The 18,155-nt window shown below is 42.8% G+C and carries 14 protein-coding genes and 1 tRNA gene; 6 read left to right on the forward strand and 9 right to left on the reverse strand.

Going from position 1 to position 18,155, the window contains the following annotated elements; genetic code table 11:
• Window positions 1-51: 51 nt before the first annotated feature.
• The 6 genes from NEE14_RS13330 to NEE14_RS13355 all read left to right on the forward strand — a co-directional run bounded on the left by NEE14_RS13330 (window position 52) and on the right by NEE14_RS13355 (window position 8,866).
• Window positions 52-957, forward strand: coding sequence for a helix-turn-helix domain-containing protein (locus NEE14_RS13330; RefSeq protein ID WP_251966941.1), 906 nt, complete (start codon window positions 52-54; stop codon window positions 955-957).
• Between the two features lie 94 nt (window positions 958-1,051).
• Window positions 1,052-1,924 carry an Rpn family recombination-promoting nuclease/putative transposase gene (locus NEE14_RS13335; protein WP_251966940.1) on the forward strand — a complete coding sequence of 291 codons (873 nt, stop codon included), beginning with the start codon at window positions 1,052-1,054 and terminating at the stop codon, window positions 1,922-1,924.
• Between the two features lie 518 nt (window positions 1,925-2,442).
• Window positions 2,443-5,493 carry a DUF6383 domain-containing protein gene (locus tag NEE14_RS13340; protein WP_251966939.1) on the forward strand — a complete coding sequence of 1,017 codons (3,051 nt, stop codon included), beginning with the start codon at window positions 2,443-2,445 and terminating at the stop codon, window positions 5,491-5,493.
• Between the two features lie 434 nt (window positions 5,494-5,927).
• A protein-coding gene (prfB, locus tag NEE14_RS13345; protein WP_251966938.1) for a peptide chain release factor 2 occupies window positions 5,928-7,053 on the forward strand; the annotation gives its coding sequence in 2 pieces (ribosomal slippage) (window positions 5,928-5,990 and window positions 5,992-7,053; 1,125 coding nt in all).
• A 116-nt stretch (window positions 7,054-7,169) separates the two neighbouring features.
• Window positions 7,170-7,243, forward strand: a tRNA-Ile gene (locus NEE14_RS13350).
• Between the two features lie 75 nt (window positions 7,244-7,318).
• Complete coding sequence (locus tag NEE14_RS13355; RefSeq protein WP_251966937.1) at window positions 7,319-8,866, forward strand: family 43 glycosylhydrolase; 1,548 nt, start codon at window positions 7,319-7,321, stop codon at window positions 8,864-8,866.
• Between the two features lie 120 nt (window positions 8,867-8,986).
• Here the strand turns inward: NEE14_RS13355 and NEE14_RS13360 are convergent, their stop codons facing one another.
• From NEE14_RS13360 to NEE14_RS13400, 9 genes are all read right to left on the reverse strand, one after another.
• Window positions 8,987-9,676, reverse strand: a complete 690-nt coding sequence (locus NEE14_RS13360; RefSeq protein ID WP_251966936.1) for a 2-C-methyl-D-erythritol 4-phosphate cytidylyltransferase — start codon at window positions 9,674-9,676, stop codon at window positions 8,987-8,989.
• Window positions 9,673-9,873 (reverse strand): exodeoxyribonuclease VII small subunit, encoded by a 201-nt coding sequence (gene xseB / locus NEE14_RS13365; protein WP_251966935.1) that lies wholly within the window; start codon window positions 9,871-9,873, stop codon window positions 9,673-9,675. Before xseB ends, NEE14_RS13360 begins: the two co-directional genes overlap by 4 nt.
• Before the next feature lie 20 nt (window positions 9,874-9,893).
• A complete protein-coding gene (gene xseA / locus NEE14_RS13370; RefSeq protein WP_251966934.1) occupies window positions 9,894-11,234 on the reverse strand; it encodes an exodeoxyribonuclease VII large subunit in 1,341 nt (446 codons plus the stop codon).
• Window positions 11,215-12,585 carry a S8 family peptidase gene (locus NEE14_RS13375; protein WP_251966933.1) on the reverse strand — a complete coding sequence of 457 codons (1,371 nt, stop codon included), beginning with the start codon at window positions 12,583-12,585 and terminating at the stop codon, window positions 11,215-11,217. Before NEE14_RS13375 ends, xseA begins: the two co-directional genes overlap by 20 nt.
• Before the next feature lie 132 nt (window positions 12,586-12,717).
• On the reverse strand, window positions 12,718-13,188 hold the full coding sequence (locus NEE14_RS13380) for an Lrp/AsnC family transcriptional regulator (protein ID WP_251966932.1): 471 nt from the start codon (window positions 13,186-13,188) through the stop codon (window positions 12,718-12,720).
• Window positions 13,189-13,387: 199 nt separating this feature from the next.
• Window positions 13,388-14,086, reverse strand: a complete 699-nt coding sequence (locus NEE14_RS13385; RefSeq protein ID WP_251966931.1) for an FKBP-type peptidyl-prolyl cis-trans isomerase — start codon at window positions 14,084-14,086, stop codon at window positions 13,388-13,390.
• A gap of 26 nt (window positions 14,087-14,112) precedes the next feature.
• Window positions 14,113-14,700 carry an FKBP-type peptidyl-prolyl cis-trans isomerase gene (locus tag NEE14_RS13390; protein ID WP_251966930.1) on the reverse strand — a complete coding sequence of 196 codons (588 nt, stop codon included), beginning with the start codon at window positions 14,698-14,700 and terminating at the stop codon, window positions 14,113-14,115.
• A gap of 141 nt (window positions 14,701-14,841) precedes the next feature.
• Window positions 14,842-16,314, reverse strand: a complete 1,473-nt coding sequence (locus tag NEE14_RS13395) for a TolB family protein (RefSeq protein WP_251966929.1) — start codon at window positions 16,312-16,314, stop codon at window positions 14,842-14,844.
• A 2-nt stretch (window positions 16,315-16,316) separates the two neighbouring features.
• Window positions 16,317-18,086, reverse strand: coding sequence for a DUF6057 family protein (locus tag NEE14_RS13400; protein ID WP_251966928.1), 1,770 nt, complete (start codon window positions 18,084-18,086; stop codon window positions 16,317-16,319).
• Window positions 18,087-18,155: the final 69 nt, after the last annotated feature.

The following is an 18,155-nucleotide window of genomic DNA, read 5'->3' on the forward strand; positions in this document are numbered from 1 at the left end:
GGAGAAAATGGCTTTATCTTCGCAAAGACAACTTAAATTCTCCGATGCTTTATGAACCGAAAGAAGAAAATAGTTCAAATACAGATTTCACAGATTCCACACCAGTTTTCTCAAGGAGTACTGCAAAATCAATACATGCTGTTTGATAACTTGGACGAAGAAACAACAGCCAACTTGCTGAAAACAGCCGACCCGATTCAAACCAACGATTTACTTTCCATTCATATCGCCCGGGGAACACTCGAAATGGAAGTGAATTATGAAACCGTTGTTCTCAAGGAAAGGCAAATTGTATCGATTATGCCGGGATCAACCTTCAAGTTAACCCAGAATTCTCCGGATCTGATCTATTTTGGTTTTGTCATACACGTCGATTTGATTACCAACATGCTGAAAAGCCTGCATATAGAAACCAGCCTGTCTGAACGCAGCCAGTGTTTTTATAAACATCAGGGAAATGTACAGACTTTATCCGACAGTCTGAAGATTTACAGGCTGATCAAAGAGGAACTCTCTCTTCCGGCTTATCCCACACAACCGTTGGTGATTCAGCGCTACTGCGAGATCCTGACGCTGAAAGACTATAAGTTGTATGAAGATTCAGAGCGGGCAGTTACTGCACCGAATAATCGGAGAGAAGAACTATTTCGCCTTTTCCTGCAACTCCTGGAGGAAAACTATGTAAGAGAACGGAACACGGGTTTTTATGCCTCCCAGCTTTGCATCAGTCCGAAGTACCTTTCTTCCATCATTAAGGAGCAAAGCGGTAAAACCTGCGCCGAATGGATTGACGAATACATTTCATTCAATGCTAAAACTTTATTGAAAGACAGCACGCTTAGCATCAAGCAGATTAGCGATCGCCTGGGTTTCCCTTCCCAAAGTATCTTCGGCCGCTTCTTCAAGAAGATAAATGGTGTTTCACCCAAAGAATTTCGTAACCGGCAGGATGTTTGAATAGGAAAGCCAGTAAGATCCTTGTATTTTCCTGTTAAAACCTTATCTTTGTGCATCCCGCTATTGGGGCATAATATTAAATAAAACCTTTTCTATGAGAAAACGTGTATTTATCAATCCGTTTGTGGATCGGGGGTTTAAGATTCTGTTTGGACAGGAATCAAGCAAGGAATTATTAATCGGGCTATTAAACGACATGCTCGAAGGAGAACGGCATATCCGGGATCTTCATTTTTTAGACAAAGAAGTGCAGGCTGTAACAACCGATGGCCGTGGCGTGATCTTCGATCTAGAGTGTGAAGACAAAGACGGAACGATATTCATTGTCGAGTTACAAAATGCTGCTCAACCTTATTTCTATGAGCGCGGACTTTTCTATCTGAGTCATGCCATCGTTCGCCAAGGGGAAAAAGGTGCAGACTGGAAATTCAAGTTATGTCCGGTTTATGGAATCTTTATCCTGAACTTCCGTTCCGGCAGGACGGATAAAGTCCGTACAGATATTGTATTGGCAGATCGGGAAAACGGAAAACAAATGAGTAATATTCTACGGGAGATTTTCATTGAGATGCCTCTTTTCACCAAGACAGAATCTGAATGTGAAACCCCGTTGGATTATTGGTTATATAATTTAAAGTATATGGAACAGTTGGAAACATTATCATTCAAAGGTCAGAGGGAACTCTTCAACCACTTGGAAAAATTGGCCAAGATTGCCAATATGAACAAGCGGGAAAGGGCAGAATACGAGGCCTGTCTTAAAGTATATCGTGACAACAAGAATATTGAAGACTATCGGGAAGAACAGTTGAAAGAGAAATACCAGGAAGGTAAAGAAGAAGGCCATAAGGAAGGTGCTTTGGATAAGGCACGGAATATTGCCCGTTCTTTAAAGCAAAATGGTTTTTCTACAGAGCAGATTCAGCAATATACGGGTTTGGCGGCTGAAGAAATCGATCGTTTGTAGAGGAAAAGTTCATGTACTTGAAAAAAGGAATTTCGTGCTATGAATCCGTTTGTTTCGTCCTATAATCCATATATTTTGGAAAATAATACAAGTTTTTTCTTGTTGATTCAGAAAACCTCTTTATCTTTGCAGTGATTCCGTAGCGAACAGCGGTTCGCGTTTTGCGGTTCATACTATTAATGTAAGCATTTTACGAAGATTATTCCATCATTGAAAATCTGGAAAATTTTAAGTGTTACGGAATAGTGGACAAGTAAATGCTTGCGCTGAATACGTATAGAAATGTCTGCCCTACATGGGTGGACTGTATTATATCGTATAAGCGCGGGCTTTTGTTCTATTATTGTAACACGGGTTTTATTTCCAGATACCTCAATGATAATAATAGACAACGAGCCCGTGCTTTTTTTATGTCCTTACATAAACGATATAACCAAAGCCGGGTTTGTTCAGAGCTTCGTAAAATTAGTTGTTGGAAAAGTCTATTAATCTATTTATTAACAATTAATTTTATTATTATGAACAAAAAGTTTTCTACTTTGCTAGGTGGCTTCTTATTGGCTGGAGGTTTATTCTCTGTCCTTGAAGCTGAAAATTTACCTATAGGAAGTGATATTGCTGCTGATTTTAAGAATGGCAATGAATATTACTTAGTAAATACTATTGATGGTGTCAAATATGTCTATGGCTTTGAAGAAATTGCCGGAAGTCCTAATTTGGTTCAACAAGTTGTAAAAAAAATAACTGATTCTGACTTCGGCGAAAATGATTACAAAAACTATTTATGGAAAGTTGAAGAAGTTAAATTAACTGGAGTTGGAGAAAGCCCAGTTAAATATGGCTATAAATTAACTAATAAAGCTACAAGTAAACAGTTGATCTTTAATAATGATGGAACTGTTGATGTTGATTATAGCGATAATGATGACTTGGACGATAAAGCATACTTCTTTATTTTTGATGGTAATGCGCAGTATAAGAACGTTACTACAACAAGTGCTAATATTTATGATGGTTTTCAGTATGGCTCAAGTAGCAGCTATACTCATTTAGCGGTATACACTTCTCCTGCTAGATTAGAAAGATGGAATAATGTGAAATCTTCAGCATTTTCTTTCTATTCATATGAAGATGTAGAAATGGGCGATGAACTGAATCAATTATATAACTCAATCGGTTTCAACTTCGGCATCACAGGTGAAGATAAGGTAGATAATATCTTTGATAAGGAAGGTGTTCGGATTAAAGCTATTGAACTTACTGGAGATAAAACAGGCGAATCTGGTTTTGCATTTCCTAAAGGTACATATTTCGTTACAGAAACACCTGCAGGAATGGATACAAAAGATCCATCTTACGATGAATTGATGAATTGTACATTTATCGCAGCATCTCCTTCTTTAAATGATATCAACTTAGCTGCAGATAGAAAGACTGGTAAAGGTTTCCAATTGACTACTGTTTCAGGTAAGGATTTGAATAATTATGTTGGTACAGAAGATAGCCGTAAGTCACAAGGAGAAGATATCTCTGTTTACAATGCTTGTTTCAAAGTGTTGAGAAACAGTGATGGTAATTATGATTTGAGCTTGGCTAAATTCCGCTTCAATGAAAAAGCAGATTCTGACGAACAGACTGATGCTGCAAAAACAGTTCGCTTTGCTGTAACACCGAAGACGGGTGATGATCATACAGAAAAATACTTGACAACAATCCTTTCTGATGATCCTAACTACTACTTCGTGTATAAAGAAACGAATACAGCTAAAGCTACAGATTTCTTGAATGAAAGTGCAAAAGCCGTCTACACAATTCAGTTCGCAGCTGGAGATGCTGAAGGTAAGTATTTATACGCTACAGCATATGATCAAGATGATTCAAATTCTGATATTTATGCTAAAGGCGCTGCATTTGTTGATACAAATATGCCAGAAGCTCAGTGGATTATCTCGGATGTTAAGACAGCAGATAATACAATTAAATTTACTAACCGTGCAAACAAGAATATAAGTTTCACTACTAAATTGTATAAAGAGAGTGATGGCTCTTATACAATGGCATTGGATGCTGCTACAAATTACTACGATCTGAATGTAAATAATGATGGTGATATTATTGCAGCTTCTTCTACAAAAAATTTGCATGCAAGTGTTGTTGAATTAAAGCAAGTTACAACTGATAAGTTTGCTGGTACTTGGAATGTTGCTGATGGTACTGAAGTAACAATGTTGTTTGCTCGTGATGTTACTCCAACTTCTAATAAGTTGTATGTAACAAGAACATTGGATGCAACGACAGGAAATGAAACAAATACTTTAGAAGTAAGTAATAAATTAGCAGATGCAATACAGTTTAAGTTAGTTAAATCTGTTGATTCTGTAATTATAACTAATCCGTATGCCTACAAAGTAGGTGATGTAATCAAATATCAGAGTAAAGGTGATACAATTGCCTATTACACTTACGAAATGCAGGCATATCAAGATGGAGTAGCAAAAGACTTATTCTTAGATTGGAACAGTTCTAAATATGAATTAGCTACAACAGGTGATAAGTTTATTATCAAGGATAATGTTGATGGTTCTGTTTCTGTTTTGACAACAAATAATTATGCTCATGAAGACTTCATAGCAGTAGAGGATTGGAAAGGAACAGGTAATACATCAGGCAAATCGTTTGTTGAATATTATGCAAAGAAAGCTATTAAGTTTGGAAAACTTACTGAAGCTGTAGGTGCTAACTACGTTAAAACATATTTAAACATCGAGGCTCCTGAAACTTCTTTGGCTGCAACAGAAAGCTATGTAACAATTAAGAGTGATCTGGGTAACTACATCACAATGAACGAAGATCGTGATGGTATCATGGCTTCTACTGATCCTGCTACTATCCGTGTGATTGCAACAGATACTGAAAAGAATATTCCTTCATTCTATATCACAACAGGTTGGAACGAAGATGGTTCAAGAATGTTTATGTTCAACCCGTCTGATTCAGTTAACTATTATGTAGCTGAAGGTTCTTATGATAAGAAATATCAGTGGGATGAAGAAGTAAACAAAGTTATCTTCAAGAATGCTACATTAAGTGGTGCTAAGAATGATACTTTGTCAACTGAAATCAAGGGCGTTAAGACTTTGGTAGCTGACAAGGCTGATAATAATAAGAAAGTACAAGGTGGTTTGGATAAGTTCAAATATCAGATCATCTTGGCTGAAGATGAAGATAACTTATACTGGATCCGTCAAAATGGCGAATACTTAACAAGCATTAATGGTAAGTTGACTTTCTCTAATGGTACAACGACCAATGCTGTTAAAGTGTATGTAGAAAAAACTTCTGCTCCTACAGCTAACGAAACAATCGCTGCTGGTAACGTAGTAGTAGCTGGTACAAACGGTGCAGTAGTTGTTAAGGGTGCTGAAGGCAAGAACGTAATCGTATCAACTATCCTTGGTAAGGTTGTTGCTAACGAAGTAGTTTCTTCAGACAACGCTCAGATCGCTACTCCGGCTGGTATCGTAGTTGTATCAGTTGACGGCGAAAGCTTCAAAGTTGTTGTTAAATAATTGACAATTGAAGATTAACAATTGACAGTTTATAAAATTGCGGTGGGACTTCTCCCATCGCAATCTATCAAAAGATATTTTTTAAGTTAATAGTCACGTGCCTGATTTAATCAAGGCAAGTACCCTGCGAAGGAGAACAAGTGGCATTAGTATTAATAATAGTGTAATATAAAGTTTATGTTCTATTAGTAACCCTGCGAAGAGTAAACATAGAATCTCAAAAAGATGAATCCCTGTCGTTCGTTTGGGCGGCAGGGATTTTTTGTTTCTGACTGTAAGGAAGGGCAGGAAACGTAGCATTTGTCTGTTGTCCATTAAGTCTGATCGTCTCCTCTTAATAGCAAATACCATGCGAGCCTGTTGGCATGATGCTGGAATTATCCCGGGAAATTTGTATCTTTGCACCTCTAATTATTAAACAATTCTATTTATTTATGATTACATCAGACCAACTACATGACGTGTTGGAGCGCGAGAAGGCGCTGAGGGGGTATCTTTGACATTGATGGTAAGACCATTCAATTAGAAGAAGAAGAATTACGTACACAGGATCCGGCTTTCTGGGAAGATGCCAAACGGGCAGAAGTCCAGATGAAGAAGGTGAAAGACCTGAAGAAATGGATCGAACTGTATAATGAGGTGAAGGCTGCGACGGATGAAGTGCAGCTGGCCTACGAATATGTGAAAGAAGGAATCGTCTCGGAAGAAGAGCTGGATGCCAACTATGCCAAGGCGGTCGAGCTGATCGAAAATCTGGAATTCCGTAACATGCTTCGGGATGAGGCCGACCAGATGAGCTGTGTGCTGAAGATCAATTCAGGTGCCGGCGGAACGGAAAGCCAGGACTGGGCTTCCATGTTGTACCGTATGTACACACGCTGGGCCGAAGCCAACGGATATAAAGTCTTTATTGCCAACTACCAGGATGGGGATGAGGCTGGAATCAAGACCGCTACACTGAATATCGAAGGCGATTATGCGTATGGATATCTGAAGAGCGAGAACGGTGTACATCGTCTGGTACGCGTTTCGCCGTATAATGCTCAGGGAAAACGTATGACTTCATTTGCATCCGTGTTCGTTACGCCCTTGGTAGATGATTCTATCGAGGTGAAGATCGATCAGGCCGCTATTTCGTGGGATACGTTCCGTTCGGGTGGTGCCGGAGGTCAGAATGTGAATAAGGTAGAATCAGGAGTTCGCTTGCGTTATCAGTTCAAAGATCCGTACACAGGCGAGGAAGAAGAAATCCTGATTGAGAATACGGAAACCCGAGACCAGCCGAAAAACCGTGAAAATGCTATGCGCCAGTTGCGTTCTATCTTGTATGATAAGGAACTGAAACACCGGATGGCTGAACAGGAAAAGGTAGAGGCCGGAAAGAAGAAGATCGAATGGGGCTCACAGATCCGCAGTTATGTATTCGACGACCGTCGGGTAAAAGACCATCGTACCAACTACCAGACATCGGATGTTACCGGTGTGATGGATGGTAAGATCGACGGTTTCATCAAGGCTTATCTGATGGAGTTCGCCGGATCAGAATCTGCCGAGAAGTAGAAATAAACTGAGTTATCAACTGGTTGTTCATAAAATTGTGGGTGCAATATTTGCGTATGTCGAGAATAAGTCGTAATATTGCACCCGATTTCAGAACACATGTTCTTTGAAAGACTGGTCCTATAGCTCAGTTGGTCAGAGCACCTGACTCATAATCAGGGAGTCCTTGGTTCAAGCCCAAGTGGGACCACATAATTCAGTGAATCACTTACGAGTTTTTCGTGAGTGATTTTTTTGTTTATATCCATTCTCAAATCTATTAGACATGAAAAGACTGATCTTATCTTTCTGCACCGGGCTGGCTTGTTTCTCTTTGTCTGCCCAGTCTCCTGTTACTTATTCCAACCCGGTGATACCGGGCGATGTGGCCGATCCTACGATTATTCGGGCCGGCGATGTGTATTATGCAGCCGGTACATCTTCTGAATGGGCACCGTTTTATCCTTTGTTTCAATCGTATGATCTGGTAAATTGGCGGCAGGTGGGGCATTTGTTCTATGAACAGCCGGCTTGGACGAAATCGTCATTCTGGGCACCTGAGTTATTCTATCACCGGGGAACGTATTATGTATATTATACGGCCCGCCGGAAATCGGATGGGGTTTCTTATATTGGTGTGGCTACTTCCGACAAGCCGTCCGGACCTTATACCGATCGGGGCGTTGTTGTTGAATACGGAACAGAAGCCATTGATGCCTTTATCCTGGAGGATGAAGGGCAACTGTATATTTCCTGGAAGGCTTATGGATTGGATGACCGTCCGATTGAGCTGTTGGGGTGCCGACTCTCGGCCGATGGACTGAGACTGGAAGGTGAACCTTTTACCTTGCTGAAAGATGATGAACGGCGCGGGATGGAAGGACAGCACTGGCTGAAATTAGGCGATTATTATTATCTGATCTATTCGGTGAATGGTTGTTGTGGCCCGAAGAGCGATTATGCCGTCTCGGTGGCGCGTTCCAGATCATTGCAGGGACCGTATGAGAAATATGAAGGAAACCCGATTTTACATGGTGGAGACGAAATACAGTCATGCGGACATGGAACGGTAACCACAACGTCCGACGGACGGATGTATTATCTTTGTCATGCTTATTTCCCCGGGGAAAATTTCTTTATGGGACGACAGCCGATTCTGCAAGAACTGGTGTTGGGTGATGATGCCTGGTTGCATTTCAAGGAAGGAGAAACGGCTTCGAAGACACACCCGCTGCCGTTGGCCGGGCATGTGCAGCAACCGGTTCCCGACTTCTACGATGATTTTACTTCAGACCGCTTGCGTGTGGAATGGACCTGGAACTATCCGTTTGCCACACCCCGCATCCAGTTGTTTGGCGGCCGCCTGTCTTTGAGCGGAGAACTGAAGGCCGGGGCTGAGGCCGGTACTGCCTTATGCTTGCGTCCGGTAGCAGCCGATTATACATTCGAGACTGTTGTCTTAAACCAGAATGATGCCCGTAAGGGAATAACCATGTATGGGGATGATCGGAATCTGCTGTCGTTGGTCTGCCGGAATAATCAACTGGAGCTTTGCTTGCGAAAGGAAGGAAAAGAGACTCCACTGGCAGCTCCGGTAGTTCTTCCCATACCGGAAAGAGGTGAAAAGCCGGTTTATCTGCGTTTGCAGGTAAAGGCCGGTTGCCAATATGCCTTCTTTTACAGTCTGGACGGAAAGAGCTGGACACAGATTAAGCAGCAAGTCCAAAATGCCGATCTGGTACAATGGGACCGAGTGGCCCGTCCCGGATTATATTATGAAGGAAAGACCGGAGAAGCTTTATTCGAATATGCGCTGATGCGTAATCAGCACTAGAAAAGAAGGACATAGAAAATGGAAAACGATTCTCGTGAGTTTCCTGTCGGATTCTCGGGAGAATCGTTTTCGTTTCCCGTTGGATCTGAAATGACTTCAAGCGACTTGGGTATCGGAAATTTATTCCTGGAACAAAGCGCGGGCCACTGTCAGATCGAACGGAGTAGTAATCTTTATATTTTCCCGGTTCGATAAAACCATAGCCACCTGGAATCCGGCAGCTTCAACCACCGAGGCATCGTCGGTAAATGTATCTGTATATGGCTGCTGATAGGCACGAATCAGGATGTCGGAGGCAAATACCTGCGGTGTATGAACGGCATAATACCGTGAACGGTCGACCGGGCAACTGCTCCCGTCGGCCTGCTTCATGCGGAGCGAATCAATCATCGGCAGGGCCGGAACAACCGCTCCTGTTTCTTCAGCTTTGGCAAAGCAGGCAGCGATTACTTCCGGAGATACAAACGGGCGTACGCCGTCGTGTACAGCGATCAGGGCTTTTTCGCCGGAAGCTTCTATCTCTTCCCGAATTGCATTCAGTCCGTTCTGTACAGAATGAAAACGGGTCTCGCCCCCGTTGACAATCCGATGAGGAGCCTTACAGCCGATTTCCTTACAGAGCATCTTCCAGTAAGCCTGATGATCTGTCGGGAGAACAAGGATGATGTTCATCTGGTTGTCCCACCGCCAGAACTTTTCAACCGTATGCATCAGTATGGGTTTTCCCGCCATGGGAATAAACTGTTTGGGCAGATCACCGCCCATGCGCAAGCCTTTTCCACCGGCTACGATGATGACATATCGCTTCATGATTCCAGTTCCTCCAATACTTTCTTTACTTCCTCGTCTACTTTATACAGTTTATCCTTGCAGAGCTTGATCAGTCGGGTTGCCTCTTTTACATTATCGAGCAGGAGATCCACATCCAAATCCCCACGTTCGATGTCTGCCACGATACGACGTAACTTCTCGATGGCTTCATTGTATGATTCTGCTTTCTTTGCCATATTTCTGTTGTATGCTTGTTTTATGATTCTTTCTCTATAATTTGCTGAACGTCTGAAACAACTTCTCCATCCATGAAACGGGTGGTGAGCGGCTCGTTGGTCTGAACATCCTTCACCGTCTTGATAATCTTACCTTGTTGCAGTGTAAGGCTGTAACCCCGTTGCAGGATATATTCCGGCGAAGCCATACGGATGAATTGCTCTTTTAGCTCCAGGAAACGGAATTCCCGGGTGAAACGGCTGTCTGTTGCTACTCGTATGCGTTGTTTCAGCTGTTCCATACCTGATTCTTCCCGGTTGACGGAACGTTGGATAATACCGGGTAACTGGGCGGCCAGAACCTGCAATCCGGACAGATTCTTTTCCAACCGGTTCTTCACTAACATAGGGAATCGGGTTCCGATCTGCTGCAAGGTATAAGATTCTTCTTTGAGCCAGCTTCTGACTTCCTGCGTGAACCGTTCTTCCAAATCGCTTAAGGTGGCTGCCTGGAGGTCAAGACAATGAATCAGGAAAGCGGCGACTGCCGTCGGTGTCTTCAGTCGGGTATGTGCCACTAAGTCCACGATCGTGTCATCCCGCTCGTGGCCTATTCCGGTAATAATCGGTAACGGAAACTGGGCACAATGGGCTGCCAGTAAATACGAATCGAAGCTGTTCAGATCGGAAGTCGCACCACCACCTCGAATAATGACGACAACATCGAAAAATTCCCGGCAGGCATCAATACGTTCGAGGGCCGAAATGACCGATTCTTCCGTTTTCTCGCCTTGCATCAGTGCTGGGAAAAGTTTGGGATAAAAGGGATAACCGGCCTGGTTGTGCAACAGCTGATTCAGAAAATCCTCGTATCCGGCCGCCGTCGGTGAGGTGATGACGGCAATCCGGGTAGGAAAATCCGGAAATGGAAGTTCTTTGTTGAGCGTGAAGATACCTTCGGCCTGTAGCTGACGGATAATTTCCTGCCGCTTACGGGCCATGTCTCCGATCGTGTATGTCGGATCAATGTCAACCACATTCAGGCTGAATCCGTATAATTCGTGGAACTCGATGGTTACTTTTACCAGTACCTTCAGTCCCGATGTGAAAGTCTGTCCGGTTTCCATCTCAAAGTAAGGCTTCAGCATTCGGAATACCTTTGCCCAGATGGAACCGCGGGCCTTCGCCACCAGCTGGTTGGTTTTCGGGTTCTTTTCTACAAATTCCAGATAACAATGCCCCGAGGCGGCATTGACGCGCACATCACTCGTCTCGGCACGGACCCAGTAAGCCTCCGGAAAAGTAGCTTCTAACGTATCCCGGACCGCTCCGGTCAGTTCAGACAAGGTAAATATCGTTTTATCATCTCCGTTTGCTTCCATCTTTTAATCCCGCTTTATAGGATTTATACATATTCGGCACGCCATAGCCTAATTCGTTATCCGGTTGCTTGGCCTGCGAAGCATATTGCCTGATCAATACCCGTATTTCGGCCGCATTCAGTTGAGGCAGTGCCTGCCACAAGCAGGCTCCTAATCCGGCTAAGATAGGGGTAGAAAAAGAAGTCCCGTTGGCTTGACGGATGAAACCTCCCGGTTCAATGACACAACAGTTTGTGCCCATAGCTGCGACGTCAGGTTTGATTCGCCCGTTGGCAGTAGGACCCATGGAACTGAAATCACTTCTTTTCTGTTTTTCAGTTACAGCTCCGACGGTCAAAATATCCGGCGTGTCAGCCGGAACGGTAATCTTTTCCCATCGGGTATTTCCCTCATTGCCGGCACTGGTAAATACCAAGAGCCCTTTTTCTGCCGCCATCTGTGCCGCTTGAGAGATAAATGCCTTCCGGCCAGTCAGGTCTTCGTGCGTATAGTCGGTAGCCGGTTCATCAAAGTCGAAATAACCTAAAGAAGAACTGATGATATAAGCCCCGACACTGTCGGCATATTCCACGGCAGCAGCCCAGTAATCCTGTTCAATCGGTGATTCTCCATTGGAGTCTTCACTCTTGATCAGCCAATAGGTTGCTTCAGGAGCTGTGCCCGTCATAATCCCCGGTAAATTAGCTGCCAGGCACGACAATACTTTCGTTCCATGTGCGTCGCTGGCATAGACTGTTTTCCCCGGATATACAATGTTACGTGTCCCTTCAATATGGGTAGAAGCAAAAGCATCAATGCGGTTTACATCTGTAAATCCGGCATCAATCACGGCGATACGCATCCCTTTACCTTTGAATCCCCGTTTATGGAGTTTATCTCCTTTCATCATCCGGATCTGCTTTTGCGCATAGCCATACCGGTTGCGGAGAGTTTTCTTATCTATGTGTAAAGTTTCTGTATGATCAGATTCCTGTAAGGGAATATGCTTTCCTTTCCATACCCAGCAGACAGAGTCGACAAATGCCAGTCGTTTCAGCTTCTCAACCAGACTACTGTCCGGATATTCAACTACTACAGTCGACAGCCAGCGGCTTTCCGTGATAAGCGCACATCCGCAGTTGGCTAATTGTTCTTTATACGAGTTGGAGATAGGTAAATCTGAATAGGAGACAGGTATTTGCTGTTGTTCCCTGCGAAGAATAGCCGCTTCAGAAAGAAACGCTTCCGGATGATCGGTGTTACAGGTCTGATTCCCCTTGTCTTTCAGATAGACACGAAACCGGTAATAAGTATTTTCACTCCATGAGGGAACGGCGGCGAACAGACATAAAAATAGCAACCAGTATTTCATACAATCGTTGAGTACTTATAATAAAAAGGCACACAAAAGCTCAAAGAGAACCCTTGCAGTATTATTCTCTTTGAGCTTTTGTGTGCTTGGAGTTCATCACGCAGAAGCAAATAAATTGCATCTACTTAAATCTTATTCATCGATATTTTTGCAGATTGGTATTTCTCGTTTGATGTTCTGACGCAAAGAAATCAATGTCTCGGTAGCTGTTACACCCGGGATTTCCTGAATCTTTGAGTTCAGCAGTTCCATCAGGTGCTCATTGTCGCGGGCGTACAATTTAACCAGCATGGTATACGGACCTGTGGTAAAATGGCATTCAACTACTTCCGGAATTTTTTCCAATTCTGGCACAACATCTTTATACATGGAGCCTCTTTCGAGCTTTACTCCAATATAGGTACATGTGTTATATCCCAAGATTTTAGGATTGATGTGATACCCAGAACCAACAATGACGTTCATATCAATCAGGCGTTGTACACGTTGATGGATGGCAGCACGCGATACACCGCATTCTTCTGCCACATCCTTAAACGGAATACGGGCGTTCTTTGAAATAATATTCAGGATCTGATGATCTAGTTTGTCTATTTTTTCCATATACTGAAATGATTAATATATTCAAGCATGTTTTTACCGTATCAAAAATATGTATTTTATTTGGAAAAATAATCATTTTGAAAGAAAAAAGTCACTAAATAATGCGAAAGCGGGGAAAAGATGCTTTACAACATGCTTTTCTCCGCTTTTCTGCTATAAGTGTCGTATTCTCTATTAATTCGGATACGATATGGAGGATTTATTTTACGATTTCCAGCAATTCAACTTCGAACTTCAGAACGCTGTTCGGCTTGATATCCGGACCAGCAGCACGTTCTCCGTAAGCCAGTTCAGAAGGAATCCAGAAGATATATTTAGAACCAACAGGCATCAATTGCAAACCTTCTGTCCAGCCTTTGATAACCTGGTTAACACCAAATTCTGCCGGTTCGCCACGATCAACAGAGCTGTCGAACTTGGTTCCATCCAGCAAAGTTCCCGTATAATGAACTTTTACACGGTCTTTTTCTGTCGGTTTTGCTCCCGTACCTTCTGTGATAACCTGATATTGCAAACCACTTTCTGTAGTGATTACGCCGCTCTTTGTTTTATTTTCAGCCAGGAATTTTTCACCTTCTTCTTTGTTCTTCTTTGCTTCTTTAGCAGATGCCTGAACAAAGTATGTTTGCATGTATTCGCGTGCTTTTTCCGGAGTCATTTTGGTTGAATCACCTTTGATTGCTTCTACAAAGCCGGCGATCAGTGCATCCACATTGGCTTCACCACCCGGTAATGTCTTCAGATTTTCTTTGTAACCAGCACCAGTGCTGACACCAATTGCATAGCTGACGCTATCTACATCATTGCTCAAGCTGACATTCTGCTTTGAATCGCAAGAGGTAGCAGCAAGACCCAATACGACTGCAGATGCTGCAGCCAAAACATTTACTTTTTTCATTTTGTATCTATGTTATGAATTTATTATTACTTAACGATGTCCAGCAACTCAACATCAAAGATCAGTGTGCTGTTCGGTTCAATCATTTCGCCGGCTCCCTGTTCTCCGTAGGCCAGATTAGACGGAATGAACAGACGCCATTTTGAACCTACCGGCATTAACTGCAAGGCCTCTACCCAACCCGGGATAACCTGGTTAACACCAAATACAGCCGGTTGTCCGCGTTGAACAGAACTGTCGAATACAGTACCGTTGATCAATGTTCCATGATAGTGGCATTTTACTTTATCGGTTGCTTTCGGCTTGGCTCCGTTGCCTTGTTTCAGCACCTGATACTGAAGTCCGCTGGGTAATTCTACTACACCCGCTCTTCCTTTGTTTATGTGTAAGAATTCTTCTCCTGCTTTTTTGTTGATTTCCATCTTCTCTTTCTGCAGTTTGATAAAGAATTCATTGATGACTTCTTTTGCCTCGTCATAAGTGATGTCCGGCTGTTTTTCGTTCAATACATCCGTTAAACCTTTTACGAAGTCTTCAACCTGCAGATTCTTGATACCTGAGTTCAGGAAATTATTCCCAATGCTTAATCCAAGTGCGTAGCTAACTTTATCCATGTTTTTATTTTACAAACTATTTATGCGGCGCAAATGTAGTGTTTTAATCAGAGAATTTCCTCATATATTGATTGAAAAATTCTAAAGGAAACAGGAATCGGATACAATATCTTTCCGATTCCTGTTATTTGTTCTGTATAATCATTCAGCTGGACAGACAAACGGAATGACTTTTGCTTCCATTTCCTTGGATGCTTGTACCAGTTCTTTCTGTGACAGGCGGATGGGCGTTTTGGAAAATTCCGGTATGTTGAATGAAAACAGGGAATTATCGTAATAGGCCGGTGATTCTTGTGGCAGGAGAAATGGCTTGCTGGCTTTTCCGTCGCTGTCGATATGGGCGACGAACGGGCGTGTAAACAAGCCGTCCAGGCGGCGGCTGGAAAATACGAACCAATGCCCGTTGCTGCTCCAGGAATGATAGCTCTCAACGTCCGGACTGTTGACTGCCTTGAGACTGTCGGTTTCGAATGTGTCTAAATGAAGCAGGCGTAAATCCGCGTCTTTATGCCAGATGGAGAAGTTTCCATAATCAGAAATGGTATAGAGCAGGTATTTTCCGTCGGGAGAAATCCGGGGGAATTTGATGCTTCGTCCTTCTTTCCGGGCATTATATAAGGTATCGATTTCGCTTCCAATTTCTCCGTTTTCCGGATTAAACGAGACTTTTAATAAGTTGTATTTTACATCCCTGTATTGATCTGGCATAGCAACTGAATCGGCTGAACAGTAAATCAGAGCTTTCCCATCAGGTGTAAAAGTCGGGAAAGTCTCAAAATGACGGGACGAATTCAGCCAGGGTGTGCTGTAGGCTATTTCTTTTTCCAAGTCATAGATGAGGATATCAGAACTTTCGTCATAAACTTCAATCCGATTTGGATCGGAGAAGTGAAAATCCTGATGGGTCTCGTTGGTTGAAAAAGCAATATACTTTCCGCTTGGATGCCAGTATGGATAAACGAAGGCTGCGGCTTGTCCGTTCTTCTCTAAGGTGATTTTCTTTATCTGATCCTTTTCGATCAGGTATGTTCCGTTGTAATATGCCCGTTGGTGGAATGACCACTTATCTCCGTTCTGCTGACAGAACGAATGGCAGTTCAGGCAACTGTTATTGGTATACTGGTTGGTAATAACAGGTTTTTCAACAAAGTTTTCAACACATCGTTGATAAATCCCCATCTCATTCCACATCCGATAACCTGGGAAAATACGGCGATAAGTCAGGTAGGCATCAATAGAATCTGATGATACGTATATGGGGAAATCCTTTCTTTTCCAGGTGTTTGTCTTATCTGTGAAATAGACGATTACTTGAATTTCTTTTCCTTGTGCATCTTGTAGCAGGTCTTTCCAGTCTGATGCAGGTATGTTGAAAACTCCCTTGTCTGCTTCTACTTTCAACTCTTTGTTGGAAGTTTTCAACAGTGTTATTCCCTTCGTATCGTCGGCCAGAAAGCGGAAGTTCAGCGGCGCTATGTTTACGGGAATGGTAACCGATTCATAATCGGGAAAAAGCTGGATGTCTCCGGGCTGAGCCTGATCAGGTATTTTCAGATCGCAGGCCGTTTGTACCAGACCGACTAAGAGTATGCTGATAAAAGAGTAGAGCTTCATGATTATTTCTGTTTTTTGAATTGTTTGAAATAATAATAGAACCAATAGGTTTGTCCGAATTCCCGGTAGATGGACTGAATGTCCTGATTCTGAGAGCGACTGTTCATGTTTTGCTTCAGTTGCTGATAAGCCTTCCGGATATTCGGTTGAACCGGAATCTGCCCAGTTAAAGTGCTGTCGGCATCTTCCAGAATCAGCCAGGCTTCCTGGAAATGCCGTGGCCAGGACTGATTTTGTGGATAATTCGTAGTCGTAATGTATTGACGGAATTTTTCCAGTTGCTTGTCCAGGAGATAGTAACAGCCTTTATATTCCCATCCGATGCGGTTGGAAACCTGGTATGAATCCCATAATGAATCCGTTGTCATCAGCGATAACAGTAAATCCTGTTTCTGTCGAGGAATTCCTTTATAGCATAATTCGGATTCTTCCTGCATTTTCTCCGGATGTCGCAGATAAACCGTATATTGTTGTGCCCAGTCTTTATAAAATGGCATTTCCTGCAGCAGGCTGAGGTATTTCCTGGCCAGTTGTTTGTCGCCCCGAAGCAAACTGATTTGTACCAACCGCTGCATCATGCGGGCATTTCCTTTTCGTTTTGACTGTGTAAATCCGTCCATGGCATAACTTTCAGCCAGTGCCAAATCGCCAATCATAAAATGGACGTCACAAAGAAGTTTGTCCATATAGAGGCTCTGGTTCCACGGGGCAACCAGACTCTTGGCTCCTTTTTGGTCGAAAGCGAACATGTTCTCTGCCAGTTCTCCTTTTTGAGCCAAGGACATATTCAGGTAATTCAAACTGATGTAATCTTGTATAGGTCTTCCTTTATAGCGGTTGATGATGGTATCCCATTGCTTCTCCCGGGCTAAGTATGACAATTCATCTGTCATCCGGTTTTGTATGTCAAGCTGGTCCGGCATACAATATTTGCCAAATAGAAGTGTAACTATTAAGCAACAGCCTGAAAGGAATATTTTTACGCCCTTATGTCGGGTTGGAAAGGTGGCGAACAGACCAGAAATAGCTAAAACGCCTATGATGAGTAGAGAATATTGCAACCAGACATAGTATAGGAAATAATGTGGAAGAAGTTGAATTTCCAGATATTCTTCGGGTTTAAAGCCTTCTAGTAAAGAAACCGGTATATGGAAAGATTGGTAGCACAATAAGAACAGGGTGGCCGGAATCAGGCTCCATAACCCTTGTAGCTTCTGTTTGAATGTTGGGTAGATGAAAGCTGTCAGTAGCGTATAGATAACAGCATAGCAGACAGACAGTAATCCGGTAAATATAAATAGCAGTACTGTTGAAACAATACCGTATAAAGTAATTATCTTTTGTCGATTAATACGGGTTAAGGGAAGAAATGCCAGATGCATGAGGAACAGGCCGATGGTTCCGTCGATGAGGTAGTTACTGCGGATACTCATCTTGAGCAGCAGAAGGAGAGGGAAAAATGCTAGCAGCAAATGATAACCGGACGGTTTGATATGCTGTAGCAGGCGGTAGAGACTAAGCCCACATCCTACCAGCAGTAACATTTGAATAGTAATGGCCAAAAGAGGCATCCGATAATATTGGATAACAAACTGTCCGACAACGGCACAAAAACCTCCGGGCTGGCATAATTGTTCCCGGATATTCCACCAGGCAGGAACAAACAGCTGGCTCTCTTCTTGCTGTTGAAAGAGAAATACACCGAAAGCAAGGAAAAAGTAGTAAATCAACGCGGCAATAATCACCCAGAATAAAGTCTGTTTCCAATTCATATGTTTAAATCAAAATAGAATATTTTCAATTACCTGTTTATATAATAAAAGAAGAGGGTTTTTAAGCCC

The organism is Parabacteroides sp. AD58 (assembly GCF_023744375.2).
In the GTDB taxonomy this organism is placed as follows: Bacteria; Bacteroidota; Bacteroidia; order Bacteroidales; family Tannerellaceae; genus Parabacteroides; species Parabacteroides absconsus.